Source organism: Streptomyces sp. NPDC101151, assembly GCF_044768335.1.
Lineage (GTDB): Bacteria > Actinomycetota > Actinomycetes > Streptomycetales > Streptomycetaceae > Streptomyces.
In genome coordinates, this window is sequence record NZ_JBIWPP010000060.1 from 1 (window position 1) to 24,318 (window position 24,318).

The following is a 24,318-nucleotide window of genomic DNA, read 5'->3' on the forward strand; positions in this document are numbered from 1 at the left end:
GCCGTTTCGTCATCTCAGGCCCTCCCGGCCGTAGTTGACGTCCTCACCTCACGGCGTACTCCCGCACGAACCCGCCGTCAACAAACCACCGCTAGTGCTCTGACCTCGTTGGTTCGCCGGGTTGGTCGACAGGGCGGTTGGATGTGCGGTGACGTCCGTCGGCCATGTCGATCGATAGTTGGCCGCGGTCCCCCGGGAGACCTGTCGCATGATCGACCCGTGCCCGGCTTGCGAGGGCGTCGGCCACGAGGGCATAGGCCTGTTGGCGGCGCCTGAAGGGCATCCGGGCGTGCCAGGTGACTGCGTCAGCTCGGCCTCGGACTGATCCGCGCGGGCCCAGTCACGCCGAGGCTCCTACGCGCGTGGTCGATGTACTCCTGCCGTGCGGTTCGATAGTTCTCGTAATTCTGGTCCCAGCGGCTGCTGTCGCCCTGGGCGGGAGTTGCTCGGGCGAGGCGTTCCAGCTGCCAGAGGTATTGGTTCATGCGTTTCACCGCGCCGATCGTGCCCCTGTCTCCCAGGAGCAGCAGCGTTTCGGAGAGTGCGGTGCGGTGGACTTCCGCGTCGCCGAGTCTGTCGAGCACCTCGGGTGTGGGTTCTAGTGGGTGAGGGCCGGCGGTCAGGCCTCGGGCGACCGCGATGCGCCGGTACTGGTAGGCGAGGTCTTTGACCGCGTGAGCGTATTCGGCGTAGGCCGTGAGGCGTTGTGCGTCCCATCGCACCAACTGTTCACGCCGCCACTTGGTCCGCTCGTTCAGACTCGTCACCAGGAAGGAAGTGGCGGCACCGACGGCGACGCCGGCGAGTGGGAGAATCTGGCTGGCCATGTCCATGGAGCCCCCGATTGCTTCGACACTGCGCTCTCGATCCTCTCGCGGCGCCAGCGGGCCGATCTAGTGCCGTGTCAGAGAACGTTTGCCCTGCCGCCTTGTCGGGGGTCTAGCTCCAGGGTGCATGGCGGCGCGGCAAGGAAGAGGTTTCCTGACGCGGCGCTACCGTCATGAGGGTGACAGGCATCAATGCCGACCGGCGATGGTCCGAATCCATGCCGGCGGCCTATGAGCAGTACCCCGTGCCGGTGGTCTTCCGGCCGTTCGCCGAGGACCTGACCGCCCGGGCGGCGGCACTCCACCCTCGGCGAATCCTCGAACTCGCCGCGGGGACTGGTGTCTTGACAGCGGACCTGCTCGCAGCGGCACCCTCGGCCGAGGTGACGGCCACCGACCTGAACGAGGCCATGGTCGCTTTTGGGTCGACCCGGGCCCCGGGCGCGGTGTGGCGGCAGGCCGACGCACAGCAACTGCCGTTCCCGGACGGAGGCTTCGACCTGGTGGTCTGCCAGTTCGGTGTGATGTTCTTCCCCGACCGCATCGAGGCCTTCACCGAGATCCACCGGGTACTGGCCCCGGGCGGCCGATTCCTGTTCAACACCTGGGGCCCGCTCGGGACGCACGCCTTCGAAGTCGCGCTGCAGGCTGGGCTGGAGCGGGCCTTTCCGGTCGACCCGCCACGCTTCTTCCAGACGGTTCCGCACGGCTATGCCGCCCCCGGTGTCGTGGCCACTGATCTATCGGCCGCCGGGTTCGCCGTCGAGGACGAGCAGGAGCTGACGCTTCAGGGCCGGGCCGCGTCGACCGTCGACCTTGCCACCGGGTACCTCACCGGGACACCGGTGCGCGCGGCCGTTGAGGAGCGCGGCGACGGACCGGCTGTCCGGGCCACCGTCATCGAGGAGATGACGGCACGGCTGGGCCCGGGGCCGGTCACCGCCCCGATGACGGCGTACGTCTTCCGTGCCGCGGCCTGAACGCAGGACGCACCTGCGCAGAGGATGGGCGTGAGTCGGCCTCGACGGGGCGCGTCGCACGGACGCCTGGTGCTCATCAGGCAACGTCCGCCCTGATGACGACCTTGCGTAGCCTTTCGTCGGCGGCGTGCTTGTTCCGCCAGATATGTAGCGGCGGATCATGCTGCCCCGCTCTTCGTGGCTGGCGTGGTCGGTGCCGTCGAGGGCGAGGTAGCACAGTGCGGTGAATTGGGCCTCGATCCGGTTGAGCCAGGAGCTGTTGGTCGGGGTGTAGGCGATCTCGACGTTGTTCGCTGCGGCCCAGGCCCCGACCCGCTGACATCGCTTCGTCGTCAGGTGCGGTGAGTAGTTGTCGCAGACAATCGCGATGCGCACGTCCGCACGATGGAGTGAGCGCAGGTAGCGGCAGAACTCCAGGAACTTGGAGCGGTTCTTGGTCTTCTTGATGTGCCCGTAGAGCTGGTCCTTGGCGAGATCGTAGGCGGCGAACAGGTGCCGGACCCCGTGCGGTCGGGTGTAGGTCGCCCGCCGTCGGGGCCGGGGCTCGCGATCGGGGTCCTTGTGTCTTCCGCCGTGTTCGGCCCACTGCCGGCCGGGGTGGGGCTGCAGGTTGAGCGGCCCGAACTCGTCCAGGCAGAAGATGACTTCGGGCTCGCCAGCTTCCGGTATGACCTCGCCGTCGGCGATCGCGTAGAGGTGCTCGACCCGGGCCTTCTTGGCGGCGTAGTCCGGATCACGTCAGGGAACGGGGTGGCGTCACCGGATATCAAGTCATTGAGACCGAGAGGCAGGAGATCTCGCCCGGTAACAACGTCGGTGTCCAGGCTTCCTGTCCGGAGGGGAAGGTGGTCACGGGTGGCGGGGTCGCTGCAGACCATCCCGATGTCGGAGTGTTCCAGTCATTCCCGGGCGGCGGTATCTCCACGGAACGCACGTGGAACGGCACCGTGTCCAACAAGGGTACGGAGCCACATGGGTTCAACGTCTATGCCGTGTGTGTCAACGCAGCGCAGCCGTAGCTGAACGAAGGCCGGCACCCGGCGCGCTGACGTTCGCGCCGCAACTACGCCCCTTCACCGACGGACTGCGCGTATCGGTTGAGAGGTCGTTCTCTTTTCGGTGGGCGTGTCCACGCATGCGCGCACTTCCGCGCGGACTAGTATCCGCGAGACCCGGGCTGGTAGGAGGCGTAGACGCCACCGCAGTGCACTGCGACACCGAGAGCCTTCGCCGAGGGGCTTGCCGAGCCGTCCGCTCCAGTCCAGTGCCAGACGACGCCAGGCCCGACCAGTGGCCTTGCGGCAGGCCTGCTGGTGGCCTTGACCACCGTACGGTTCCCCATCCATTCCTCCCTGTCGAGACCGGGAGGAGCCTGGGCCAGGGTTCGATTCGAGTGTCCTTCCTCGCTCCCGGGGGATGGTCCGGCATCCCCATGGGATGATCAACAGAATGTTGACTCTGATGTGTGGGGGTGGGTCTTGGGTGGCAGCTCGGTGTGGCTGATGAAAGCGGGTAGGTCAGACGAGTCGTATCGCTTTGCGGCTTGGACGCGCGGTGGCTACTGCGCGGTCGGCTTCAGGGAAGTACAAGACGAGATACCGGAAGGTGTTCCGGATGACCGCACCGGCAAGGAGCACATACGGGAGATCGTCGCCCGCTGGCTGCCGGCGGCGGATGTCAAGGGCACCACGCTCAGCCTGTTCAACTTCTGCGCGAGGATGAGGCCCGACGATCTCGTGGTGGTCTGGCGCGAGGGCAACCCGGGCCTGCTGCACTTCGGTACGGTCACCGGCCCGCTGATATCCGGTGGTGGGACCGCCGCCGACGACTACGCCCGCCGCCGCGAAGTGCGCTGGCTTGGGACCCAGCCGTGCCCGCCCGACCTCCGTGGCAGCGTCGCACGACAGCACCCCACAGTCGAGATCCAGGAACGGAACGCCTCAGTGTTCCGGAGCCTGGCCAACGCCTGCGCCGCTCCCGCCGCGGAGCCCCGCGCTGAGGCTGTCCAGGTCAAAGCCGGTCGCTTGACGCTCATCCCGTATGCAGACCAGGACACCGAGATCGTCGTCACCCAGGCCGTCCTCAGCACCCCCGACGCAGCGAAGATGACGTGGGCCGTGCGCGAGCATCGGAAACTCCTCCGAGGTCTGGCCAACGAGGTCGAAGGCCGCGGACTGCGGGTCTGGCTAGGGATGGACGACAACCACGTCTATGACATCCTCTGGAGCGGAAATGGCGAGTTGACACTCTGCGAGGTCAAGTCGCTCACTGAGGAAAACGAGACGGATCAGCTCCGCACGGCCATCGGCCAACTCCTCGACTACGCCGACGACTTCCGTCCCAAGCGGCTGGCCAGACTCGCTGGCACCGAACTCGGCGTCACCGCGAGCACCCCTCTCCGCCGTGCGCTGTGGGTGTCCCACCCGCCCAAGCGGGCCAAGCACTGGTCCCGGATCTGTGCTTCCGCCGGGATCACACTGGCCTGGCCAGGCCAGGAGGACAAGGTGCTCCCGAAGGCTGCCCAATAGACACTCTGCGCGCCCGGTCCGATCATGGGCGTGACTGTTCGGGGCGCGGGTACGTTGCGTGGTCATGGATGACGACAGCCTTTTTGACCTGCAAGCGGCGGACTTCGTTCCGTTGGAGAGCAACGGCCCGCGGCTCGCTCTGCTGACTCTGGAGGAGGCGCAGGATCTGCTCCAGTTGCTGACGGCTATCGCGCAGGAGCACGGGCGGGTCTCGCCCGAGGCGGAGCGGTTGGCGAGGGAGATCGCGGCCCGAATTCCCTCGGAGAACTGACCAGACAGGAATGCCAGCACCTATCGGCACGCATTGGCCACGCCGGTGATCTTCATTGGCTGGGTCGCCCTTCTTCACGTTCGCTGGCCAGGGGACGCGCCCTGCGATGCCTGCTGAGACGGGCGGGCAGTGGGATGCCCGCCGACCGACCCGGGTGCCTCGATGTCGGCGACCACGCGCCTGGCCTGCTGACGCCGCCATGTCGTTTGCCGCAGGCGCGTGCTGGAATCCAGCGGTGCTTCTGGTCGGTGTCACAGAAGCCGTAGGCGTTGGAAGTCTGGAAGGTTGCCTGCGTCGAGTTCTTTCTCGAGTTGGTCCAGCCGTTCTGGGCTGGGGGGATCGAAGTCCAGGTAGCCGGGGTCGTCCGGGGTGCGTGGCATGGGCAGTTGTGGCATCGCCAGGGCGTGGGGCTGGATGCCGGAGTCGGCGAGGTGGTCGTCCAGGGCTGCAGCTGAACTGGTGGCCAGGCGCAGAGGTTTGTCGGCCAGGGCGTTCCACACGTCGTTCTGGACGGCCGCGTGATCGGGAAGTTTGCCGTGTTCGGTGTGGGTGTAGCGGGTCTCTGCGATGTAGGGGAGCTGAGCGGAGGCGAGGGGGACTCGGCCGTCGCTCTCTCCGTGCGGGTTGTGGGGGGTGCGTGCTGTGGTCCGTTCCATGTGGTGCCACAGGAAGCCCAGGCGGCGGTTGTAGGCGAGCCGGAAGAGGGTCTTGAGGCCGGTGCCTGCGATGACGGTCATGCGGTCGCGTTGGTTCTGGTCGAGGGCGAGGTGCCACTCGTTGAGGTCGCGGTGGTGCTGGGCGGCGGCGTTGAGGATGTCCTGCAGTGCGAGTTCCTGCGGGGTGGACAGGTCGAGGTGCCAGGCGCTCGCGTCGTACAGGTCGAAGTTGGCGCAGGGGTGGTCGTATTCGGTTCCCGGTTCTGTCTCTTCGGTGCCGGGGTAGACGCCGGTAGGTGCCGGCAGGAGGCTCATGACGCCGTGGAGGGAGCGGAAGGTGTCCCGGCTGAGGTAGCGGCCGAGGAGGGCGAGTTTGTCGAAGCCCCACAGGTGGTTCTTCAGGTATCCGCCGATGGACGGGGATCCGTAGTGGGGGGTGCCCAGGAAGACGATCTTTCCGATCCGGTTCCACAGGTCCGGGTGTCGCATCAGGGCCGTTCGTACGACGAGGCCGCCCATGCTGTGTGCTACGAGGTGTACGGGCTGTCCGTGGGAGGCGTCGGCGGGGGTTGTGGTGATGCGGTCGTGCAGTTTGTCGGCGCTGACGTGGAGCGGCTTGCGCCAGTCGTAGGCGAAGGTCCGATGGCTCAGGTTGGGGCGGCGCATGGCTGCGGCGAGGAAGCCTGTATAGGTGGGTGCGACGGTGACCGGCTCGACCTTGAAGCGGGGGTCGATGTCGGTGAGTCCGTGAGGGGCGAGCGCCAGGTTGTTGATGTGGCTGCGGCTGAGAATGTCGATCCACCACATGCCGCCGAGTGCCTCGCTGGCCAGGTAGCTGCCCATGACGCCGGGCACAAAGATCATGTTGGCCGGTCCGTCGTCGGCCAGGTGATCTCCTTGCGCGGGGCCCGCTATCTCGCGCAGTTCCTCGAAGGCTGTGCGTCCGAGCAGGCCGCGCAGGGCGTCGGCGGCGGCGGGGTCACGGGCGAGGTCGAGCCGGGCTGCGGTGTCGCCTCGCATGAACCGTTCGGCGACGTTGTCCTGGTGTGACGGTGCGGTCATGGGTGGTGCCTCACGTGGCAGGGAGCAGGGTGATGGCGGGTGCCTGGTGCATTTTTTCGACTTCGGCGGGTCCGGCGACGAACAGCTCGTAGTCGTTGACGTAGCTGTAGAACAGGCCCCCGATGCTGCGGTACTCGTCCCAGAAGAACTTGCGGCTCTGGCTCATTGCTTCCCCTGCCGAGGTGGGGCTGTCGCCTGAGATGCGGCTGTAGAGGAAGTGAAAGAAGACTGAGGCGAAGCGGGCAGCGAAGGCTGTGGGCACCCGGCACTCGCCACCGATGTAGGCGCGGCTGCCGCGTTCCATGAAGCTGTGCTGGAGGGTATTACTGAAGGGGTATTCGACGGAGGAGCTCTCACATGCGTTGACGAAGATCAGCGGATGGTCTTCCAGTTCGGACATGCCCATGTCGGCCAGGGCCAACATGTCCTCCCGCTTGTTGGTGCAGCCGAAACGAAGTGGAGTGTCTGCGTCGTTGGTGCCCTGGCAGAAGATGTAGACGAGCGAGACCGGTGAGGGCGCCGGCGCGTGGAGGAACTCCGACAACTGTGCGCGCCTGTCGGCGTCTTCGGTCGGCAAGAAGAGCGGCGACCACGGGGACAGTTCCTGTTTGTGCTCTTCGACGGTCTGCGCTGTGGAATCGCCCTGGCCCCAGTAGAGCAGGTGCGCTCTGGTGGCATCCCGGTCCAGTGCGCGTGAGACCTCTTCGTTGAGGTCGTAGGTAAGGTTCGACAGTCTCAGACGCAGCCCGAGGAAGTCGTTGGCGTTGATGGCCTGCCCAAAACCTGGTGGTTGGCTGCGATACAGCAGCTGCCACGGCACGTGGAAGAGGTCTTGGTCCCGGCTGCGCCAGTCGACGTGCAGTTTGGAGCCCGGCTCCAGTTCGACGATGCGCTGGTGCAGTTCGCTGTCCCGGGGGAAGAGAGCGTGCAGCAGCTTGTGACCGGCGTAGGCAAGCTGCCGTGCAGCGTCTTCGGCCGCGAACGCGGTCCAGAAGGCCTCGTCGTGCTCGGAGAAGTGCTGGCTCGGTTCCAACCAGGCTTCGCTGGGCTGGAACCGCTTGAGGCGGTCAGAGACGTCCTGTGAGGCGATGCTGTTGTAGCGCGTGCCGCATAACTCCCTGACCGCGTCCAGGGCGTGCTGCGTCTTGGTCACCCACTGGCCGGTCTCCGCACCGGGATTCCAGTCGATCCATCTGCTGGTGCTGGAATTGGGCCGACCGTCGATCTCGAGCGTCCATTTGGCCTTCGGCGGCATGAGGGTCAGGGTCAGGGTCCGGGCAGGGCGGTGCCAGATGTGGGAGGACCGCAGAGCCGTCTGGCCCACCGGCATGACCCGGCGGTCCTGCAGCCGCAGGCCTCTTCGTCCAGCAGCGGCTGCAGGGGCACTGTCTGGCGGAAGGTTCGGCTTGAGCGCGTGCATGGGGCCTGCCGGGCTCGCCTCCACGGCGGGTCTTGCGTGGGGGAGGGAGCTTGAGGCGGGAGCGTCAGAGGTCGGGCTGTGATGCGGATCGGGTGCGGCAGCCGGGCGTGGGCGCGGCGGGTCCTGCGCGGTGATGTCAATGCTGAGCTGACGGTATCGGTCCTGTCCGACATACAGGTCAGCGGTGATCCGCACATCGCCCGGTGCCTGGGGCGTGATGGTGATCGGCCGCTCCTCCGACTGGCCTACGGTCGGAATGACGAGGTCAAATTCGATGATCCACTGGGACCGGTCACCCGCCAGGGTCTCGAACGCCTGAGCCGTATAGCCGGCGTCGGCGGGCACCTTGAGCGCTGCAGTCGTGGAGTAGACGACCCACCGGGTCGGCAATCCGGAGGGTGGGATGTCCGCGCTGGGAACCAGACGTTCGCCTACCGCACGGTTACGCGGGTCATCAGGACCCACCTGGAAGCACCCTTGATAGCAGTGGCCCGCGTACAGGGCGGCCTCGTCGCTCACCTCGGGATCGCTGAACCAGAAATTGATGTGCTGCCCCTCGACGGACTCACGCTCGGCCGGGGACAAGGTCCGCTCTGTCTGCTGGGACTCTTCGACGTCCTCTTCGGCCTGCTCGGGGCAAACGCGCTCGCCCTCGCCGGCAGATTCGTCGCCGTCCTCATCGAAGGGATCGGAAGGACCAGCGGGCAGCCCTGGTCCGCCTCCGTCACCTCCGCCGCCGACCCCACCGGCGGCATCGTCCCTGGGCGCAATGGCAGATGGATGATGCAAGACGGTACCGGGCAACGTCACCCAGGTCGGCCCGTCGTGTTCGGCATGCTCCGAGGCCGAGGGAGCATATTGTGCGGCGCTGAGCCGTTCGGTCAGCTCCCGCAGCTGATGCGCCCAATCCCTCGGCAGGAGCCGCGCCCCCATGGTGTCGGCCGAAGACGCTGCCGCATTCCGGTAGACGATTTGGGCTTGCTCCAGCAGCTGCAGCGCTTCCCCGACACGGCCTGCCGTTGCGTGCACTGCACCGGACTCGTAAAGCGAGTTCGCCTCGTCGAGATCAGTGCCCAGTTCGTGGAACAGGGAAGAGGCATGGGCCAGGTGTCCTGCGGCTTCCTCCGTGTGCCCTGCTACATGGCGGGCCAGGCCCAGCCCGTACAGTGCGCGGGCCTCTCCGTCCCTGGTTCCTTGCGCCCGGTGCAGCGCCAGGGCACGGCTCATCTGCTCGTTGGCCGTCTCGGGCTCACCGGCCTCGACGGCTACCAGCCCCAGCTGGTAGCGGAACAGCGCCTCTGTGAGGCGCCGGCCCTCGTCAGCAGCCTGCTCCGCCGACTGCGACAGCAGCCTACGAGCCAGTTCGAGTTCCTGATTGCCGCCCTGCAACAAGCCTGCGGTCAGCAACTCAGCCAGCAGTGTGGACGTCTGTCCCGCTTCCACCTGCGCGGCTGCGGCAAGGTTCTCCGCCTCTTGCCTCAGCCATCCGGCGGCTTGCGTGGCGTCCTGCAGCTGGGGCGCGTGCTCCGGCGTTGCAGCACCGCTCTCACCTGATCCCAGAGCGTAGGCACGGGCCGCAGAGTCGCGATAGAAATGCAGCAGCCGTGAGGTTGCCGCGCGCAGTGCCGCGCCATCGCGTGCCGAGTCGAGCTGGCGTTCGACGAACGCGTGCAACAGCTCGTGCATGCGAAAACGGCCCGGCCGCACCTCGCTCAGCAGGCTGCGGAGATACAGAGAGTTCAGGGTTTCGCGCGCGCGGTCCACGCTGGTCTCGGCCAGCGCGGCTGCCGCATACGGCTCCAGTTCTGTTCCCGGATGCAGGGACAGCCGCTGCAAAAACTCCTGCTCCTGGTCTTCCAACTGCCGATACGAGCTCCGGAAAACCGCCCCGACTTCCGGAGCAGGCCGTGCACGCACAGCCCCCGAAGACCCCAAAATGACGCCCAGTTCGCGCAACAGGTCACTTGTGCGCCAGGTGGGATGCCTGAGCAGCTCACTCGCCGCGGCGGTAATGGCCACAGGCAGATGGCCACACAAGCGGGCGACCGCTTGGGCAGCGGGCCCATCCACGTGTGTTCTCCGCAGGATCAAGCTCTCGAACATCTGCGCCGCCGGTTCCGGATCCAGCGGCCCCAGATCGATCGACCGCGTCAGCAAGGGAGCATCCAGACGCAGCCGGCTCGTGACGATGGTCAAACAGGCGGAGTCCCCCGGCAGTATGGGCTCGATCTGCTCCAAGTCTGCGGCATCGTCGAGAACCAGCAACACCCTGCGCGGCGAGAGCCAGCTGCGCCACATGGATGCTTGCCCGTCGACACTGCGCGGTAGCACCGAACGCGGGACACCGGCTGTCTTCAAGAGCGTCTCGAGTACGAGGGAGGGGGCCAACGCCTCGTCCGTCCGCAGGCTATGTGCTGCGAGGTTGATGAAGATCTGACCATCGGGAAACGCATCGGCCAGCCGATGTGCCACATGGACCGCCAGGGCGGTCTTGCCCGAGCCGGGCATTCCGTGCACGAGACACACGGGTGCCTCACGGGCATCGCGAGCAGGCAGGACGGAAAGCAGTTCGGAGAGCTCTTCGTCGCGTCCGGCCAGCGGGATGTCTCTGGGTAAGGTCCGAGCCTGCCCCAGCCCCGTTCCTGCCGGCAGCGCTCGTGCCAGACCCGCAGCGCCCAGCGTGGCAGCCTCGGCCAGGCGCCCGGTGAAGGGCAGATCGAGCTGCGGGGACGCCGGCTCGACCAACCCGGCGATCAACTCTCCAGCTCTTGCCTGATCACGCGCGGTCAACAAAAGCCCGAGCAGCAGTTGCTGCTGCGAGGCCGCATCGAGCGTGTCATCGCTGCCGAGGACCGTGTGCAAGCGCCCCAGCCAGCGGATGGTCAGTTCCTGCTCCAGCCGGCGGTCACCCGTTCGGCGGGCCACCACCATCTGCTCATGGGTGCGATCCAGTTCGGTCGCAACCGTCTGCGCCTGCTCAGGGCGAACATTGCGGACCAGCGTAACCACGTTGTCGCGGACCTGCCGCCAGGCCTCCGTTGCTAGGGAGGAAATCAGCGATGACGAGACGACCGCGAGAACTACCGGATCCAAAGTTCCCCCCCATCGTCCAGCAGCTTCCACTGTACGAGCAACCAGGCTTCGTAGGGCCCGTGTTGACAGGTCGAACTCCCTCACTACCCTGTCCATTCCCCCGTCTCATACCCAAAGCCCACCCCACGTCCTTCCCCCAGTCGGGTGGTGGCCTGCCCTGACTACGAGACACGGCTGAACGCATCCCGGGCGAGGCGAGCAGAAGACTACTCCCCGTGATGGTTCATTTCTGAGTGTTCGCGATGAACGACGCAACGTCACCAGAATGTGCTAACGGCATGCCCAGCTGTTCTACTCCAGTCATAAATCGTGATCTGGCTGGTCGGAGCAGCCACCAGTGATCATGGCTGTTGCGCGGCAATCATGAACCGGGCCCGATACGCGGCGCTGACTCGGCAGACACTGGCCTGGTGCGCCAATTCGCCCACGACGCGGTGGTGAGCATGGAAGCAGGCAACGATGCGCGAGCCCCGAAAGCAGCCATCACAGTCGCGCTCTCGGGCACTGGGAGCACGAGCCGCCGTGCCTCCTCGCGCCGCACCACACCACCGCGGAGCGGTCCGGCGAGCAGGTGCGACCACAGGGCTCTTCGCTACAGCCCCGATGCCACTGATCTCGGTCCGGGTTTCCCTGCCGGCGGCCCGGGCGTGCCGCGCGTCTTCGCACCTCGCCCCGCGTGGGGCGGGTTTTGGAGGAGACCGGTCAGCGTCCTGGACGCCGCTGCCGTGAGGGGGCGTCACGGCTGGCGCGCGTCTCTTTGATGGGCTGGTTAGTTGATCGGATGTGTATGTCCGGTCAGTGATCACTGATGCGATGTGAGACCGGATCGAGCCGTTGATGCCGGCCGATCCGGTCCGTGGCCGGCGATGGGCGTGCTGGCGCAGTCGTACGCCGAGCACCCCCGCTACCGCCAGGAGTGGCGTCCGTAGGCCCACCCAAGAGACATCCCCTAGCGGATCAGGTCCCAGTTGATGTCGACTACCTACCGCTCCAGAGGTCCCGCATTCCCGCCCGCCCGACCTGTTTGCGCGTACGCATGACTGCGGTAGCCGACTTCGGCTGCCGGCGTCGACGTTGTGACACTGCGCAGCGCGACACCGACCGTCTGCCGGAGACCACTCTTGCCGCCCGGCGCGAGGCCTGCGCTCCCCCGGCGTAACGGCGCTCTACGTGATCAACCGTCCTACCCGGCCGCCAGGGACTGCGCCGCCCCGAAGCTGATCCGGGTCCGGCTGGGCCGTTGACGGCGGTCGTTGGCTTTACTCGGCTGGCAGGCCTTGGCCTCCAGGGGCTCCGTGGCGCCTGCTGCACGCTCGATGTGGATCAACTCTTCTCCTTGTCCGGCTGCTGCGTCGTGACACGCCATTTCGGCCTCGGTCGCGGGATATCACGAACGGGTGACTGCTTCGTATCTACACATCTGACGTCACGTCTGGCACTACGGTCGGCCCTCCAATGCATCCTTGGGGGGACACATGAACAGCCCGTACACCATGCCGCCGCAGCCGCCAGCGTCTGTGGCACCGAGGTGGGCGCGCAAGAGGTATGTACTGCCTGCGGTCGGCCTCGCCTTCTTCCTCGGTATCGGTGCCGGCGCTGGCGGCCAGGACAAGGGGACGGACGCGAAGCCGACGGCTGAGAGGGTGCGGCCGACGGCCACGATCACCACGACGGCCACGGCCACAAGGACCGCGACACCAGATCCTGCGCCGACGGTGACGAAGACGGTCAAGGTGAAGGTGACCGTCACCGCGCACGCGGCCGCCGCGGACTCGGGAAGCAGCGGGGGTTTGTCGGGCGGGTCGTCCGGCGGCGGCTCAAGCTCCTCGGGTGGTTCCGGCGCAGGAAACGGTGCCACCGCTCTCTGTGACGACGGCACCTACTCGTACGCCGCGCACCATCAGGGCGCCTGCTCGCATCACGGGGGCGTGGCCATCTTCTACAGGTAGGCCCCGTAGGGGCAACGAATGGCCCGACCAGCGGTATTGACCGGTCGGGCGGGGCTTTAGGTATCAGCGCGCTTCGAAAGGGACTCGATGATAGGCCTTGCCATGTCGCTTGTCCGGCTGTCTCTGCGGCTCTGCTTCGGGATGGTCGACATGATGTTCTGGATGTGCACCCTCGGGAAGGTGGACCCCAGGACCCGCCGTTTCGTTTGACCTGCTTAGGGGGATGCGACGGCTTCCGGCTCGGGTCGGTGCGGACGCGGAGCGCCGAAAATCTGACTTACCGCTCGATTGGGTAGGGCTGCGATCGGTTTCCGGGCGGGCGGCCTGCGGGGGCCGCTACGAAGATCACGACCTGCTGTGATCTTTCGAGAGGCCTCTTGCTCATGCGCTCCGCCCCTACCGCGGCCGTGGCTGCCGTGTTCGCTGCTCTCCTCATCCCGACCACCGCCCACGCTGCGCCGGGCACTGCGGCTGCTGCCGCTCCTGGTGAGACTGTGATCCTGCCTGTGCGGGATGCCCTGGCCGGCCTGCCCGTGCAGGCCGAGGACCGCACCGGTTACGAGCGGACCAAGTTCAGGCACTGGATCGATGCGAACAGGGACGGCTGCAACACCCGTGCCGAGGTCTTGAAGGCTGAGGCGGTCGATGCCCCAGTGCAAGGTGCGAAGTGCGCGCTGAATGGCGGGGAGTGGTACTCGCCCTATGACGACCGCTACATCCAGGGACCCGGCGGCCTGGACATCGACCACCTGGTCCCGCTTGCCGAGGCCTGGGACTCCGGCGCCTCCGCGTGGAGTGCCAAGGAGCGGGAGGACTACGCCAACGACCTCGGTGACCCCCGCGCGCTGATCGCGGTGTCGGCTGCCAGCAACCGGTCCAAGGCGGACCAGGACCCCAGCACGTGGCTTCCCCCGGCCACCGGCTACCGCTGCCAGTACGTCACGGACTGGGTCGCGGACAAGATCCGCTGGGGCCTGAGCGTCGATCCCGCAGAGCAGGCCGCCCTCTCGGACGTGCTCGACGGCTGCCCCGACACTCCCGTCACCGTCACCCAGGCCCGCTGACCCTCCGCTCGTCACCGACCGGTCCCTGGCGTCCGCTTCGCCGCGCGTCAGGGACCGGCTCCCTCTCTCGGCCTCTGGCGGCAGTTGAGGCCAGGAGCCCGGAGGGGATGGCCGTGGCGGCCGGTACACCCTCCTCTGCCGGGTGACCGCGGGGTGAAGGCGGCGTGGGGGAGTTGTCGGAGCTGGTCGACGCGCGTAGCGCGTGGCGTAACAGGTGCGGTTTTCTCGTGTGCACATCTCCAACCCCCCACACATCATGGAGACTTCATGCGACGCGCCCTCTTCGGCCTGCCCACAACCGCCCTGCTTCTGACCGGCATCTGCGCCGCTCCCGCTCTTGCCGAGCCGCCGGCACCGCCGTCGACGGCGACCGCCCGCGCAGAACTGGCCGCGCTCGCCGTGGCCGTCCCGCATTCGATGGACGGCTACGCCCGGGACAAGTTCGACATCTGGTCCACCCAGCCGGACGGCTGCACCACCCGCCAGGACGTTCTCGCCCGCGACGGCAAGGACGTCCAGGACAAGCCCGACCACTGCCAGCCCGCCTCAGGCTCCTGGTACTCCGTCTACGACGACATCACCGTCACCAACGTCGCCCAGGCCACCATCGACCACATGGTGCCCCTCGCCGAGGCCTGGCGCTCAGGGGCCGACACCTGGACCGCAGATCAGCGCAAGGCGTTCGGCAACGACCTCAAGGCCCCCCAGCTGCTGATCGCCTCGGAGTCCTCCAACTCCTCCAAGTCGGACAGCGGGCCGGCCGACTGGAAGCCCACCAACCACGCCTTCTGGTGCACGTATGCCAAGGACTACACGCACATCAAGTCTGTCTGGAAGCTGACCACCACGGACAAGGAGAAGTCGGCCCTCTCCTCCATGCTCGACACCTGCACCAGCTGACCCCCGCCCGGCCTCCTGGCTGCGGTGCGCCGCAGGTCCAGGCGGCCTCACGGAGCCCTGGGCGCTGCCACCGGCTTCCCGGCACAAGCCGCTCGGGCAGACGAAGTCCGCGCATTTCGCAGGCCAGGAACCCACGAAATCGATCTCTCCAATCGAGGGCTGGGCGACCAAGGGCCTGGAGGCCGGCCTGACCTGCCTTGTGGTCGTGATCATGGTCCAGAAGTTCAGCCTGAAGGCAGGGATCGGCTCGCTGCTGCTGATGGTGATCGCGCTGGGGCTGTACAACAGCCGCGAAGACCTGGCGAACATGTTCCAGGACGAGGTGAAGAACCCGTCCAAGGGTGCGCCCGCCGTGCCCGGCATCCGCCCGGCAAGGACCAGATGGTGCACCGTGTTCACGGCCGGCCCCCCTTGTGGACGGTGCCGGACTCCAGCGCCGCAACATCCCAACGCCCCGAGCGGGCCGTGAGCTCGATCTCGTACGCCAAAGGCCACCGGCCGTCCTCGTCCCGGGCCTGAACCCGTGCCAGGATGCGCACCGTGGTGCCCTCGGACGGCACCTGCTCCTCGGCCGTCACCTGTTCGACCGTGAGGACCTGCTGGACGATCACCGCCCTGTACGGAGCGGGGGAGAGGGCCGACAGCTCCACCCCGGGCGCGAGGTAGCGATCAATCCCACCGGCCCCGGTCAGGTACGCGGAAAGAAACTCCCCGACCGCAGACGACAGAGCCCCTTCACCAACGCTCACCCCATACGGCGACTTCGGGGCCCTGGCCCGTGCCGGCCCGGCCACCACGGCGGGAGCGCCGGTCACCGTAAACGAGCTGCCCGCGCGGTCGGCGACCACCGGCACGGCGTAGTTGCGCAGCCGGCCGTCGGCATACTGCGCAGCCACTGTCACCGACCACGCATCGTCCGCGCGGTGCGCGCTGCGCACCGCCGTCACCGACGCCGGCTTCGACTGCGCATCGAAGACCGGGTCGGGCAGATCCACGTCCGGCGCCATCGAGTGCGCAAGGCGGGCCTGCGCACTGGCAGGGGCGTCGGCGCTGCTGCGCAGCCACGCGCTGACGAACAGCTGCGCATAGCCGGCCGGATCGGCCAGGGCCGCCGCGCTGCGCACGGTAGGGGGCTTGGTCGGGGTGGCTGCCTCGACGACGGCCGGTGTGGAGGTGAGGGCGAGGCCCAGGGCGATCGGGCCGGCCGCGACGGCGGTCCAGACCGCCAGACGCGAAAGGCGCACGCGACGCCGCATCACCTCCAGCCGGGCACCTGCAGCCATCGAAGCGCCAGCCTCGCTCTGCGAGGCCTGCTTGCCAGAGCGCATGTTCAAACTCCCAGGTCAGAACGACTGTTGCTGACCTCGAGACAACCCGCCGCCCCCGACCCGACCACCAACCACCAGACCCCGACCACGGTCACGATCAGGACACAAGGTCCGTGGTCGCCGTCATGGTCGGCCCGACCACAAACCCCACCACGGCGCGCAAGGCCCGACCAAGGCCCGACCGTGGCTGAACGCAAGGACCCCGGCCGACCACCGATGGGCGGGCCGGACGCATCACGACGATGGGCTCTCAAAACTGCTGCGCAGCCAAGTGCCGGTGGCGGCCAGAGCCGGGCCTGCGCAACCCGGCTAGAAGGCTGCGCAGCCGAACACGCCCCCAGCCCGCTCCCGGTTGCGCATGTGGCTCACACCGAGCCGACTGCGCACCGAGCCTGGCTCCGCCACGGCGGGTGCACACCTTCCCCGAGCCGACGGCTGCGCACCCAGCTCCGAGCACGATCAGGGCGGCCCATCGGGGCCCCGTGGCCGGCCCGACCATGACCCTGACCACGGCAGCTGGACGCCTGCTTCGCCGGATCGTGACCGGTGGTCGGGCCTGGTGGCCGCCTGCCTGGTCGGGGCCGGCAGCTGAGCTGAAGACAGAAAGCCCCGGCTTTGTGAAGGGACACCACTCCATGCCCCAGCACCGGCCCGACCACGCTGCTCGCGCCACGGACGTCTACCTGCTCTTCGCTCACGAGCCGTACTACCCCAGCCCAAGCGCCCACGAGATCAACACCACCCTGGTGGCAGCGGACTCTCTGCTTCATCCCCGGGTACGGCAGCCCGACGGAGCCCAGATCCACGACAGGCTCACGCAAGGACGCGAGTCAAAAGAGATCATCCCGCTGGCCACCCTCACGCACGAGCTGGGCGGCGGCGCCGACTGGCCCGCGGTCGGCGACTGGCAGAGCGTCACCATCGACCTGCTCCAGCTCGCCCGCAGAGGAAAGTGCGACGCCTTCAGCCTCGGCCTGCCCGCCATCGAGCGTGTCCTCATCTGCACCGGACCACACAGCCACGTGCGCGCCTTCGACACCGCAGCCGGCCAGTTCAACTCCTACGGGCCACCAGAACGCGCCGCCGTCCTGGCCGAGATCAGCGCATACCTTGCGTGCCTCGTGGCCGAGCATGACCTGTGGCCCGGCGACGGTCTGCTGCCCCCGCTGTTCCGGCCCGCGTGAGACGGCGACGGGACGCACGCGGTCAGGCAGAGCGACCGGAAGCCGGGCGCGGGCCTTTGACGCCTGCGCCTCACCGACCTGGGCCACAGGCAACGCACCTGTTGTCCTGCCCGGGCCTACCTGCGGTGTTCCCAGGCAGGCCACCTTCAGGGCCACGCTCCCGCAACCGCATTGGGCTGGCTGAGCAAGACCATGCGGCGGCGGAGCGGAGATCGAACAGGCATGTGGTTTTGGCCATTTCGGTTGTGACGGCGGAGGTGGCAGAGACGTCCGGCGATAGGAGAGGGGCGCTGTCCCGCGAATTTCAGCTGGCGCGGGTGCTGCCCGGGCTGGCTACGGTGGGCGTCTTCGCAGGCGGGTACGCCTGGCGGCCTCGGATGATTCGAACACTGACCGGGAAAGAAGCCCAGGCGGCGGGTTCGTGAACGCAGAGAGCGGCTTCACTCTGATCGTTTCGTGGGTTTGTCAGTGCCGCCTGCTACATCAATTCCCAGCAGCCAGGCCGCAGTTGGCTGGTCTGGTCAGGATCTGAGGCAGGGGATGAGGCATGGCGAAGGTGCCTGAGGGATATCACGTGGTGCGCCGGCACATCCGGCGCAATCCGCGGCCCAGCACGAAGAAGCTCAGTGGCTGGACGATTGCGGGGCTGATCGCCGGGGTGTGGTTATGGAGCCAGCTGTTCGGCTTTGGTGAGGCATCCTCGAGCAGCCCCCACGCGCCGCAGACGCAAACGCCGTCTGTCTCGGCAACTGCAGGCCGCTGATGGGCCGTTCCCGGCCGGGGCTACGTGCCCCGCGCAACCGCAGCGAGCGGATAGCCGCAGCCGTGGTAGCGGTGGCTGTGGGCGGGATGCTGGCCCGGACGGCTGCCGTGGTGGGCCAGGTGGTCATGCGGGCCTGGCTGCTGTTGGCGGCTGCCCTGGCCATAGGGGCGGGCTGGACGGCGTGGCGGATGCTGCGTGCCGCCAGGCGGCAACGAATCCGGGCCAAGATGGTGGCCCGCCTGCGGTACACGCTCGATGAACTCGACGCCATGGACGACCGGCAGTTCGAATTCGCCCTGCGAGACCTGCTCATCAGGGACGGTTTCCATGCCCGGCAGGTCGGCCAGAAGGGTGACCAGGGCGCCGATGTCATCGCACAGGACCGGCACTACGGGCGCATGGTCGTGCAGGCCAAGCACACCACGGTGGCCGCCCGGGTCGGCTCACGCGTCATGTATGAGCTCAAAGGCACCGCCGGCCCCGTGCACCAAGCCCACACTGCCGTCCTCGTCACCAACGGCACCATCACCCGCGACGCCAAAGCCTGGGGAGAACGCCATGACATCCACTGGGTGGACCGCACCCGGCTTGGCCAATGGGCCACAGAAGGGACACCACTGCACCAGCTGCTGCGCCTGCCACGACGGACCAGGCGCAACAGGCGCACTGCCTCTTGTGCCGTCGGAACAGGCAGGTGACCGAACCGCGCTCATTCGATCCGCTGATCAGGCCGATTGGGTTCACCGCGGCGACCGCGGACGGCGAAACCCTGCGGGCGCCGGGGACCTGCGCGTCCCGCTGCGCGCCGTCACTCGGGGTGTGGCCGGGCACCGTAGCGTCCCGCCGGGGACTGCTGGACGTTGCGCCAGTAGTTGGGGCACCCACGGTCGTCGTGACCGTGCACCGGCCAGTTGGTCAGCGTCGAGCACGTGGTGCACGACGGCGTGGGCCGCAGTCGTCGTGCACCACGCGCACCGGTGAGTGCGGCGAGCAGGCCCAGAACGAACCCGGCGCAGAGGGCGAAGAAGATCACAGGTGTGTCCTTTCGCTGGCAAGTAGTGGCGTGCAGGAAGCGGTGCAGGCCGATCGCCGCTGCTGCGGCCGTTCGAACCCCGCAAGGCAAGGACACCGGACGGCGGCGACCACGGCTGCGACCATGGACCCCGACCACGGATCACGGTGCGGTCACATACGGACTCCAGTGGCTCGGCCGGCACCGTTTCCCTGCTGCATCCAAGCCCCGGCCGTTGCCCGACGGCCAGGGGCTTCCTGCGCCCTGCGTGATCGCGCCACCTCGGTCGCAGCGTCCACCGGATCGGCATGCCACGGCGGCACCCACATCCCTTCCCCCTGTTCACGCGTAGCCGGGTCGCGACGGCGACCCAAACGGCTCGCCTGGCATGCGGGGACACCCGCCCGCGCGGACACTGGCCGCGGGCGGAAGGAGTGATCATGCTTTCCGGTTTCCTCGCCAGGGCGGTCGCCGTGCTGCTGGGCAGGGAAGGTCGGTCGCTGCACCTGAAGGCGGCCGGTGGCACGACGCTCGTTCTCGTGTTGGTGATGCTCGGCGGTTCCTGGGCGGTCGTGGCCGCCGAGGAGGGAGCGCGTGGTGCGAACCTGACCTCGTACCCGAGGGCGCTGTGGTGGTCGATCGAGACGGCGACCACGGTCGGCTACGGGGACTTCTATCCGGTCACGCCGTGGGGCCGGGTCGTTGCTTCGCTGGTCATGGTCGTCGGGATCACGACGTACGGCATGGTCACGGCTGCGCTGGCGACCTGGTTCGTCGGCCGGGAGGAGCGGCGACGCGGCCGCGTGCACCATCTGCGTGACGAGACCGTTCAGGCCCTGCATGAACGCTTCGACCGGCTCGAGCGTCTGCTGACGGGCGACCGGCACGGTGACTGAGAGCCTGCCGCCTGGCGGATGTCCCCGTCCCGTGGAAGACACGCACTCGACGTTCTCTCCCCACACCCTCACCGCGCCTCTGGGCGGGTGACTGGCCAGGCAGGGGAGGGGCCAACAGGTCGGTGTGCGCGGCGGCGTCGGCGGCCAGGGGGCGACTCTCGGACGCTGCGGCGAGGTGAGCGGCGGACTGCTCCAGCTCCAGCTCGGCCAGAGTGGCGAGCAGAGCGGTGCGTTCGGTCTCCAGGGCGCTCTGCCGGTGCAACAGCCCGGCCCTCCCCACGGGGAGTGCGCGACGGTGAACTCATCCAGCAGGTCCCGGTACTGATGGCGCGGAACGGCGAGGCGCTCGTGGGTGGCGGCGGCGCGTTCGGCGGTCTCGGCCCCCGGGTACCGCACCGCGTCCAGGCCGGAGCTCCGCCCTGCTCGGCCCGTCCGGGTAGTGCTGGGCGCAGTTGCGGTCGACGGAGACGGCCACGTCCAGCGTGGTCAGGCCGCTGCTGAGTGTCCCGCCGGCCACCCACCGTGGCGGCCTGCCCAGATCCCGGGGGCAGGCCCACGGCGGGACAGCGGGCCCTCAGTGGTGTTGTCAGGGCGCGTGCTCCATGTGTTCTTCCAGTTCGACGGCGAGTGCTGGGTCGGGCCGGGGGACCAGGCCGTAGTCCTCATCGGTGTCCGCCTCGAGGCGGCATACGGCATCGGCGAGCTTGAAGTGATCAAGTGCCCAGCCGAGCACGCCTCCGGTTCCACAAGCCGGAGCGTCTTTCCGGTCGCCGGGCCGTAGCGGGGCGATCGCGGCGATCGCGGTGACGACGGGGTGAGGGGTGTAGCCGCTTCTGGACAGCGGAGTGGGGGGTTCGGTGGCGATGCGCGGGTACAGGCCGCTTCCGGTGTGGTGGTGGAGGTCGAGGGCCTGGCGGTACCAGAAGCGGGCCATGTCGTCCTCGCTGTACTGCGTGTGGTGCAGGTAAAGGCAGTAGGCGGCGGTGGCGACGCCTGCTCCTGCGGCGAACTGCCACCAGAACTGGGCGCCTTCGGAGCGGTCGGACAGATAGAGCAGGCAGGCGAAGGTCAGGGCACCGGCGGGCTCGATGCGGGAGCGCTCGTTGACGAGCTGGGCCATGGCCTCCACCGTGTCCGGGTCGCTCACCACCCGGGAGGACAGCTCTGCCAGGCTCGTGGCGGCCCGCCGGTAGACCGGCGGGTTCGCGGGGACCGGCTCCGGCCTCGGCCGGCCGGCCTCGGCCTTGACCCGGCGGGCGCATTCGTCCATCGCGTCGGTGGCCCGGCTCAGCGCCCGGCGGGCGATCCGGCCGAGCATCGTGGTGCTCTCGGCGTCGTCGAACTCGAATTCGGGCACCTGCGCGTGATGCAGCAGGTGGTCGATGTGGTCGCGGCCCTCCCGGCGGGTCATGCGATCTCCTCCGCTTCTGTTTCCTTGCTGTACTGCACCCCGAGTTCACGCGCCAAGCGCCGGCGCGCGGCATGGATGTGCGAGCGCACCGTCCCCGCGGAGACGCCCATGATCTCCGCGACCGTCGTCACGTCGTAGCCCAGCACGAAGCGCATCACGACGACGTCCATCTGCCGCTCGGGCAGGCGCGCGATGGCGGCGTACAAGCCGAGCGAGGACTCCAGGACCTCCAGCTGGCGGCGAGTCGCCAGCCGTACCTTGGCAAAGGTCGCCGTCTCCACCAGGGCCGTGTTGCCGTGGCGGAGCGCCATCTGGCTGGCTAGCGTGCGGCGCAGCACCGAGTGGGCGTAGCGCTGCACGCTGGGCTGCGTGAGGACCGCGGGCCATGTCTCCAAGAGCTGGACGAAGACCGACTCCACCGTCTCGATCGCGGCCGTGCGCTCACCGAGGTGCAGGTACGCGTACCGGAGGTAGGACCGGTGGTAGCGCTGGTAGAAGGCCTGGAAGTCCAGCGGCGGGTCCGGTACCGGCCGGGTCATCGAGCCTCCTCCGAGCTGTTGCCGGAGGTGGTCGTGGTCTCGGTGAGACCACGACGCTCACGGGCGATCTCAGCCGCTCCGACGCGGACCCCTGCGCTCAGGAGTCGCCGTCCGAACAGCGCGATGTCCCGGCCGAAGACGCGCGCCGCGACCGCCGCTGACGTCACGTCGCCCCATCCCCAATCCACCACGACTCCCCTATCGGGTCGACGCTGGACGCGAAGCCCAGCGCGTGATCACTGTATGAAGTCATCCCATCGCACAGAGCCCTCGAACGTTCAGCCGCTCCACGAGACTTCTCAGCGAACAGGCGCACGCCAGTTCGCGCGCGCCCTCAACTTCACGAACGCGCCGCCCGCGCCCCGGGGAGGCCGCGTGTCTTCTTCAGCGGCCTTCGTATTGGTGGGCTCGCATGTTGAGGTGTCGCGTATGCGTGGCTGCCGCCTGTAGCTCCATGACACTGAGTGAGCCGTCAGGGGGCCATCGATGGGGTCTGGGATGATCGCGCGGTGAGTGATGCGAGGCTGCCGGCCGCGGAGGCTGTTGAGTCACATGTCCGGGCGTTCTTCGACGGGCATACCGTGGAGGTCGTCGACTACGACCTCGGGCCGGGCCGGCGAGAGGTGGTGCCCGCTCTGCGAGTTCTCGTTGTGGGGCCCGGTCCCCGCAGCGACAGCTGGGCCTATGTGACCGCCGGGTGCTGGGCCGCGATGGAGAAGGACGGTCATGGTCTTGAGTTCGTCATGACCGCCCACGTCCGCGACCAGCGGTTCATCGAGCTCATGGCGATGATCGCCTACTACCACTGTGGAGGGCATCAGCTCGATGCGGAGCACAGCATGCCGCTCGGTGAACCGTGGGTGCCGGGTTCGACCTGCGACCACCTACTGATCAGCCTGCCCTATCTCCACGGACCCGACCTTGAACACTGTCCGGTTCCCCGGGGCCACGCCCGCATCCTGTGGACCCTGCCCGTGACGACAGCCGAGATCGAGTTCCGCAGGTGTCACGGGCACGAGGCGTTGGAGCAGCTCTTCGACGAGGCAGAGATCATCCCCACCGATCCCTTCAGGGCGTCGGTCGCCTGAGTTTCCGTCTCCGGCGGTCACCGCCTGTGGCCGTCAGGGGCGTATCGGCTCCAGGTTCCCCCGGCTTCGATGACCAGCCGTGTAGCAGTGATAAGGATCTGTGAAATCGGCTCTGTCCGCAGTTCCGTGAGCCCTGTTCAGAAGGACCGGTAGACCCCCTCGGGATCATCGTGAGCCCATGCGGCGTACTCCTCGAAGCCCAGATTGCCGATGCTCAGGTTCGCGTGGACGTCATGGACCCCTGCGGGGACGGTGCGGAACTCACGGCCGAACTGGGTCAGCTGCTCGTAGTCTTCGTCGTCCACGCACTCCTCTCGCGCCAGCATGGTGACCGCCAGCAACGCGTGGCTCTCGGCCTGCATGGTTGTCCGGTCGGCGAGGAAGAAGACGGCCAGGTCCTCGTCGGTGCAGACCGCATTCAGCGCCTCCTCAACGGTCGCTCCTGCCCAGGCCGGGTCGTCTATGAAGTGGACGTGTGCCTCGTGCTGCCTGTCCCCCCAGGGCTCCATCAGCGCCGCCGTCACGTCCTGCCACGCCTGGTCGTCGTCGTAGTCGGTCCTGACGACCAGGACGTCGAACTCATCACGGCCGGTGACGGCGGGCAACGCTCTCATGGATCTTGCTCCTGGGTGACGATTGGTGAGCCGTGCCCGACTGTCTCATGGGCCGTTTTCGAGGCTCTGCCCGCAGTTCCGTGAACGGCTGCACTGCGATGCGGCGGCAGTTGGTAGGGGCAGGTCGTCTTGCCGAGGTGCTCATGGGACATGCTGTCGCGGTGAGTGATTCCCCATCCGAGTGGCACGCCTGGCTGAACTGTCTGGACGCGCGCCGAAGGGCGTCTGCGGAGTCGTTGCGTGCCCGGTTCGAAGCACTCGGCGCGGCCGATGCCGACGACTGGGCCAAGTCCGAGATCTGCGAGGACATTCCGCACCTCGCGCGGTTCGTGCTGCTGCGAAGCCTGTGGCGTGGTCCGATCGACGGTTGGGTCGATCCAGGTGCGTTCGATCAGCTTCCGGCCGCGCAGCGGCTCCTTGCCGCTGGGGCGAACAAAGAGGATCTCGTTCGCCTGGCACGAGCGGTCGCCTATGAGGCGGTGTTCGCAACGCTCGACGAGCTCGACACCGGCAGTGATGTGAACGTGTCGGGCACCGATGTCGGCTGGATCGTCATGGAGTCGGGCGAAGACGGCGCCCCGACCGGGCGAGCCCTCTCGGGTCTGCATGAAGACCTCTTGACCATGGACCCGAGCGGGCATGATGGAGCGGATTTCTGGCAGTAGCCGGTGCCGCAGCGATCACGGCTGGGTGAGGACGCGGGTTCGGAGGAGTTCGAACGAGGCTCGGCCAT

The 24,318-nt window shown here is 67.8% G+C and carries 23 protein-coding genes and 2 pseudogenes; 14 read left to right on the forward strand and 11 right to left on the reverse strand.

All coding sequences use genetic code 11. From position 1 onward, the window contains the following. Positions 1 to 305: 305 nt before the first annotated feature. Positions 306 to 833 (reverse strand): hypothetical protein, encoded by a 528-nt coding sequence (locus ACIRU3_RS44555; protein ID WP_404069682.1) that lies wholly within the window; start codon positions 831 to 833, stop codon positions 306 to 308. A gap of 167 nt (positions 834 to 1,000) precedes the next feature. Between ACIRU3_RS44555 and ACIRU3_RS44560 the strand changes: the two genes are divergently transcribed. Then, positions 1,001 to 1,807: a class I SAM-dependent methyltransferase gene (locus ACIRU3_RS44560; RefSeq protein WP_404069684.1), complete on the forward strand. Its 807-nt coding sequence runs from the start codon at positions 1,001 to 1,003 to the stop codon at positions 1,805 to 1,807. Between the two features lie 76 nt (positions 1,808 to 1,883). On the opposite strand, the pseudogene ACIRU3_RS44565 reads toward ACIRU3_RS44560, so the two are convergent. Next, a pseudogene (locus ACIRU3_RS44565) lies at positions 1,884 to 2,545 on the reverse strand (transposase); the annotation flags it as partial. A 755-nt stretch (positions 2,546 to 3,300) separates the two neighbouring features. Between ACIRU3_RS44565 and ACIRU3_RS44570 the strand changes: the two are divergent. Both ACIRU3_RS44570 and ACIRU3_RS44575 read left to right on the forward strand, forming a co-directional pair. Continuing rightward, complete coding sequence (locus tag ACIRU3_RS44570; protein WP_404069686.1) at positions 3,301 to 4,335, forward strand: hypothetical protein; 1,035 nt, start codon at positions 3,301 to 3,303, stop codon at positions 4,333 to 4,335. 64 nt (positions 4,336 to 4,399) lie between these two features. After that, positions 4,400 to 4,606: a DUF6417 family protein gene (locus ACIRU3_RS44575; RefSeq protein ID WP_404069688.1), complete on the forward strand. Its 207-nt coding sequence runs from the start codon at positions 4,400 to 4,402 to the stop codon at positions 4,604 to 4,606. Positions 4,607 to 4,857: 251 nt separating this feature from the next. On the opposite strand, the gene ACIRU3_RS44580 is transcribed toward ACIRU3_RS44575, so the two are convergent. After that, positions 4,858 to 6,324: a lipase family alpha/beta hydrolase gene (locus ACIRU3_RS44580; RefSeq protein ID WP_404069690.1), complete on the reverse strand. Its 1,467-nt coding sequence runs from the start codon at positions 6,322 to 6,324 to the stop codon at positions 4,858 to 4,860. 10 nt (positions 6,325 to 6,334) lie between these two features. Then, a complete protein-coding gene (locus ACIRU3_RS44585; protein ID WP_404069692.1) occupies positions 6,335 to 10,837 on the reverse strand; it encodes an ATP-binding protein in 4,503 nt (1,500 codons plus the stop codon). A 783-nt stretch (positions 10,838 to 11,620) separates the two neighbouring features. On the opposite strand from ACIRU3_RS44585, the pseudogene ACIRU3_RS44590 reads away from it, so the two are divergent. Further along, positions 11,621 to 11,734, forward strand: a pseudogene (locus ACIRU3_RS44590) (IS5/IS1182 family transposase); the annotation flags it as partial. A gap of 286 nt (positions 11,735 to 12,020) precedes the next feature. On the opposite strand, the gene ACIRU3_RS44595 reads toward ACIRU3_RS44590, so the two are convergent. Then, complete coding sequence (locus ACIRU3_RS44595; RefSeq protein WP_404069694.1) at positions 12,021 to 12,164, reverse strand: hypothetical protein; 144 nt, start codon at positions 12,162 to 12,164, stop codon at positions 12,021 to 12,023. 166 nt (positions 12,165 to 12,330) lie between these two features. On the opposite strand from ACIRU3_RS44595, the gene ACIRU3_RS44600 reads away from it, so the two are divergent. From ACIRU3_RS44600 to ACIRU3_RS44615, 4 genes are all read left to right on the forward strand, one after another. Then, positions 12,331 to 12,786, forward strand: coding sequence for a DUF3761 domain-containing protein (locus ACIRU3_RS44600; RefSeq protein ID WP_404069696.1), 456 nt, complete (start codon positions 12,331 to 12,333; stop codon positions 12,784 to 12,786). 383 nt (positions 12,787 to 13,169) lie between these two features. Further along, positions 13,170 to 13,850, forward strand: coding sequence for an HNH endonuclease family protein (locus ACIRU3_RS44605; protein WP_404069698.1), 681 nt, complete (start codon positions 13,170 to 13,172; stop codon positions 13,848 to 13,850). A 267-nt stretch (positions 13,851 to 14,117) separates the two neighbouring features. After that, complete coding sequence (locus ACIRU3_RS44610) at positions 14,118 to 14,750, forward strand: DUF1524 domain-containing protein (RefSeq protein ID WP_404069700.1); 633 nt, start codon at positions 14,118 to 14,120, stop codon at positions 14,748 to 14,750. Positions 14,751 to 14,892: 142 nt separating this feature from the next. Further along, positions 14,893 to 15,219 carry a hypothetical protein gene (locus ACIRU3_RS44615; RefSeq protein WP_404069739.1) on the forward strand — a complete coding sequence of 109 codons (327 nt, stop codon included), beginning with the start codon at positions 14,893 to 14,895 and terminating at the stop codon, positions 15,217 to 15,219. Here ACIRU3_RS44615 and ACIRU3_RS44620 read toward each other — a convergent pair. Next, positions 15,146 to 16,078: a conjugal transfer protein gene (locus ACIRU3_RS44620; protein WP_404069702.1), complete on the reverse strand. Its 933-nt coding sequence runs from the start codon at positions 16,076 to 16,078 to the stop codon at positions 15,146 to 15,148. The two genes, ACIRU3_RS44615 and ACIRU3_RS44620, sit on opposite strands and share 74 nt — an antisense overlap. A 635-nt stretch (positions 16,079 to 16,713) precedes the next feature. Here ACIRU3_RS44620 and ACIRU3_RS44625 point away from each other — a divergent pair. The 3 genes from ACIRU3_RS44625 to ACIRU3_RS44635 all read left to right on the forward strand — a co-directional run bounded on the left by ACIRU3_RS44625 (position 16,714) and on the right by ACIRU3_RS44635 (position 18,723). Continuing rightward, complete coding sequence (locus ACIRU3_RS44625; RefSeq protein ID WP_404069704.1) at positions 16,714 to 17,262, forward strand: hypothetical protein; 549 nt, start codon at positions 16,714 to 16,716, stop codon at positions 17,260 to 17,262. A 547-nt stretch (positions 17,263 to 17,809) separates the two neighbouring features. After that, a complete protein-coding gene (locus ACIRU3_RS44630; protein ID WP_404069706.1) occupies positions 17,810 to 18,025 on the forward strand; it encodes a hypothetical protein in 216 nt (71 codons plus the stop codon). 86 nt (positions 18,026 to 18,111) lie between these two features. After that, positions 18,112 to 18,723, forward strand: a complete 612-nt coding sequence (locus ACIRU3_RS44635; protein WP_404069708.1) for a restriction endonuclease — start codon at positions 18,112 to 18,114, stop codon at positions 18,721 to 18,723. A 110-nt stretch (positions 18,724 to 18,833) separates the two neighbouring features. Here ACIRU3_RS44635 and ACIRU3_RS44640 read toward each other — a convergent pair whose 3' ends face one another. Next, a complete protein-coding gene (locus ACIRU3_RS44640; protein ID WP_404069710.1) occupies positions 18,834 to 19,058 on the reverse strand; it encodes a hypothetical protein in 225 nt (74 codons plus the stop codon). A 419-nt stretch (positions 19,059 to 19,477) separates the two neighbouring features. Between ACIRU3_RS44640 and ACIRU3_RS44645 the strand changes: the two genes are divergently transcribed. Beyond that, a complete protein-coding gene (locus tag ACIRU3_RS44645; RefSeq protein WP_404069712.1) occupies positions 19,478 to 19,933 on the forward strand; it encodes a potassium channel family protein in 456 nt (151 codons plus the stop codon). Between the two features lie 586 nt (positions 19,934 to 20,519). Here the strand turns inward: ACIRU3_RS44645 and ACIRU3_RS44650 are convergent. Genes ACIRU3_RS44650 through ACIRU3_RS44660 form a run of 3 tightly spaced genes read right to left on the reverse strand, consistent with a single transcriptional unit; the run spans position 20,520 to position 22,050 of the window. Further along, positions 20,520 to 21,344, reverse strand: coding sequence for a hypothetical protein (locus tag ACIRU3_RS44650; RefSeq protein WP_404069714.1), 825 nt, complete (start codon positions 21,342 to 21,344; stop codon positions 20,520 to 20,522). Beyond that, positions 21,341 to 21,883: an RNA polymerase sigma factor gene (locus ACIRU3_RS44655; RefSeq protein ID WP_404069716.1), complete on the reverse strand. Its 543-nt coding sequence runs from the start codon at positions 21,881 to 21,883 to the stop codon at positions 21,341 to 21,343. The genes ACIRU3_RS44650 and ACIRU3_RS44655 overlap by 4 nt, the downstream gene beginning before the upstream one ends. Next, positions 21,880 to 22,050 carry a hypothetical protein gene (locus tag ACIRU3_RS44660; RefSeq protein WP_404069717.1) on the reverse strand — a complete coding sequence of 57 codons (171 nt, stop codon included), beginning with the start codon at positions 22,048 to 22,050 and terminating at the stop codon, positions 21,880 to 21,882. Before ACIRU3_RS44660 ends, ACIRU3_RS44655 begins: the two co-directional genes overlap by 4 nt. A gap of 342 nt (positions 22,051 to 22,392) precedes the next feature. Here ACIRU3_RS44660 and ACIRU3_RS44665 point away from each other — a divergent pair, with 342 nt between their 5' ends. After that, entirely contained in the window at positions 22,393 to 22,971 is a 579-nt protein-coding gene (locus tag ACIRU3_RS44665) for a suppressor of fused domain protein (RefSeq protein WP_404069719.1), read from the forward strand. Between the two features lie 137 nt (positions 22,972 to 23,108). Here the strand turns inward: ACIRU3_RS44665 and ACIRU3_RS44670 are convergent, their stop codons facing one another. Next, positions 23,109 to 23,585 (reverse strand): DUF6924 domain-containing protein, encoded by a 477-nt coding sequence (locus tag ACIRU3_RS44670; protein ID WP_404069721.1) that lies wholly within the window; start codon positions 23,583 to 23,585, stop codon positions 23,109 to 23,111. A 161-nt stretch (positions 23,586 to 23,746) separates the two neighbouring features. Between ACIRU3_RS44670 and ACIRU3_RS44675 the strand changes: the two genes are divergently transcribed. Further along, positions 23,747 to 24,250: a hypothetical protein gene (locus ACIRU3_RS44675; protein WP_404069723.1), complete on the forward strand. Its 504-nt coding sequence runs from the start codon at positions 23,747 to 23,749 to the stop codon at positions 24,248 to 24,250. The last annotated feature ends 68 nt before the right edge of the window (positions 24,251 to 24,318 follow it).

What these genes read in the sequence shown, in the direction of transcription:
- ACIRU3_RS44625 (WP_404069704.1), top strand. Translation starts at nt 16,714, where the DNA reads ATGCCCCAGCACCGGCCCGACCACGCTGCTCGCGCCACGGACGTCTAC.
- ACIRU3_RS44655 (WP_404069716.1), bottom strand. Translation starts at nt 21,883, where the DNA reads ATGACCCGGCCGGTACCGGACCCGCCGCTGGACTTCCAGGCCTTCTAC.
- ACIRU3_RS44605 (WP_404069698.1), top strand. Translation starts at nt 13,170, where the DNA reads ATGCGCTCCGCCCCTACCGCGGCCGTGGCTGCCGTGTTCGCTGCTCTC.
- ACIRU3_RS44670 (WP_404069721.1), bottom strand. Translation starts at nt 23,585, where the DNA reads ATGAGAGCGTTGCCCGCCGTCACCGGCCGTGATGAGTTCGACGTCCTG.
- ACIRU3_RS44560 (WP_404069684.1), top strand. Translation starts at nt 1,001, where the DNA reads ATGAGGGTGACAGGCATCAATGCCGACCGGCGATGGTCCGAATCCATG.
- ACIRU3_RS44580 (WP_404069690.1), bottom strand. Translation starts at nt 6,324, where the DNA reads ATGACCGCACCGTCACACCAGGACAACGTCGCCGAACGGTTCATGCGA.
- ACIRU3_RS44610 (WP_404069700.1), top strand. Translation starts at nt 14,118, where the DNA reads ATGCGACGCGCCCTCTTCGGCCTGCCCACAACCGCCCTGCTTCTGACC.
- ACIRU3_RS44645 (WP_404069712.1), top strand. Translation starts at nt 19,478, where the DNA reads ATGCTTTCCGGTTTCCTCGCCAGGGCGGTCGCCGTGCTGCTGGGCAGG.
- ACIRU3_RS44555 (WP_404069682.1), bottom strand. Translation starts at nt 833, where the DNA reads ATGGACATGGCCAGCCAGATTCTCCCACTCGCCGGCGTCGCCGTCGGT.
- ACIRU3_RS44630 (WP_404069706.1), top strand. Translation starts at nt 17,810, where the DNA reads ATGGCGAAGGTGCCTGAGGGATATCACGTGGTGCGCCGGCACATCCGG.
- ACIRU3_RS44600 (WP_404069696.1), top strand. Translation starts at nt 12,331, where the DNA reads ATGCCGCCGCAGCCGCCAGCGTCTGTGGCACCGAGGTGGGCGCGCAAG.
- ACIRU3_RS44650 (WP_404069714.1), bottom strand. Translation starts at nt 21,344, where the DNA reads ATGACCCGCCGGGAGGGCCGCGACCACATCGACCACCTGCTGCATCAC.
- ACIRU3_RS44620 (WP_404069702.1), bottom strand. Translation starts at nt 16,078, where the DNA reads ATGCGCTCTGGCAAGCAGGCCTCGCAGAGCGAGGCTGGCGCTTCGATG.
- ACIRU3_RS44575 (WP_404069688.1), top strand. Translation starts at nt 4,400, where the DNA reads ATGGATGACGACAGCCTTTTTGACCTGCAAGCGGCGGACTTCGTTCCG.
- ACIRU3_RS44635 (WP_404069708.1), top strand. Translation starts at nt 18,112, where the DNA reads ATGCTGGCCCGGACGGCTGCCGTGGTGGGCCAGGTGGTCATGCGGGCC.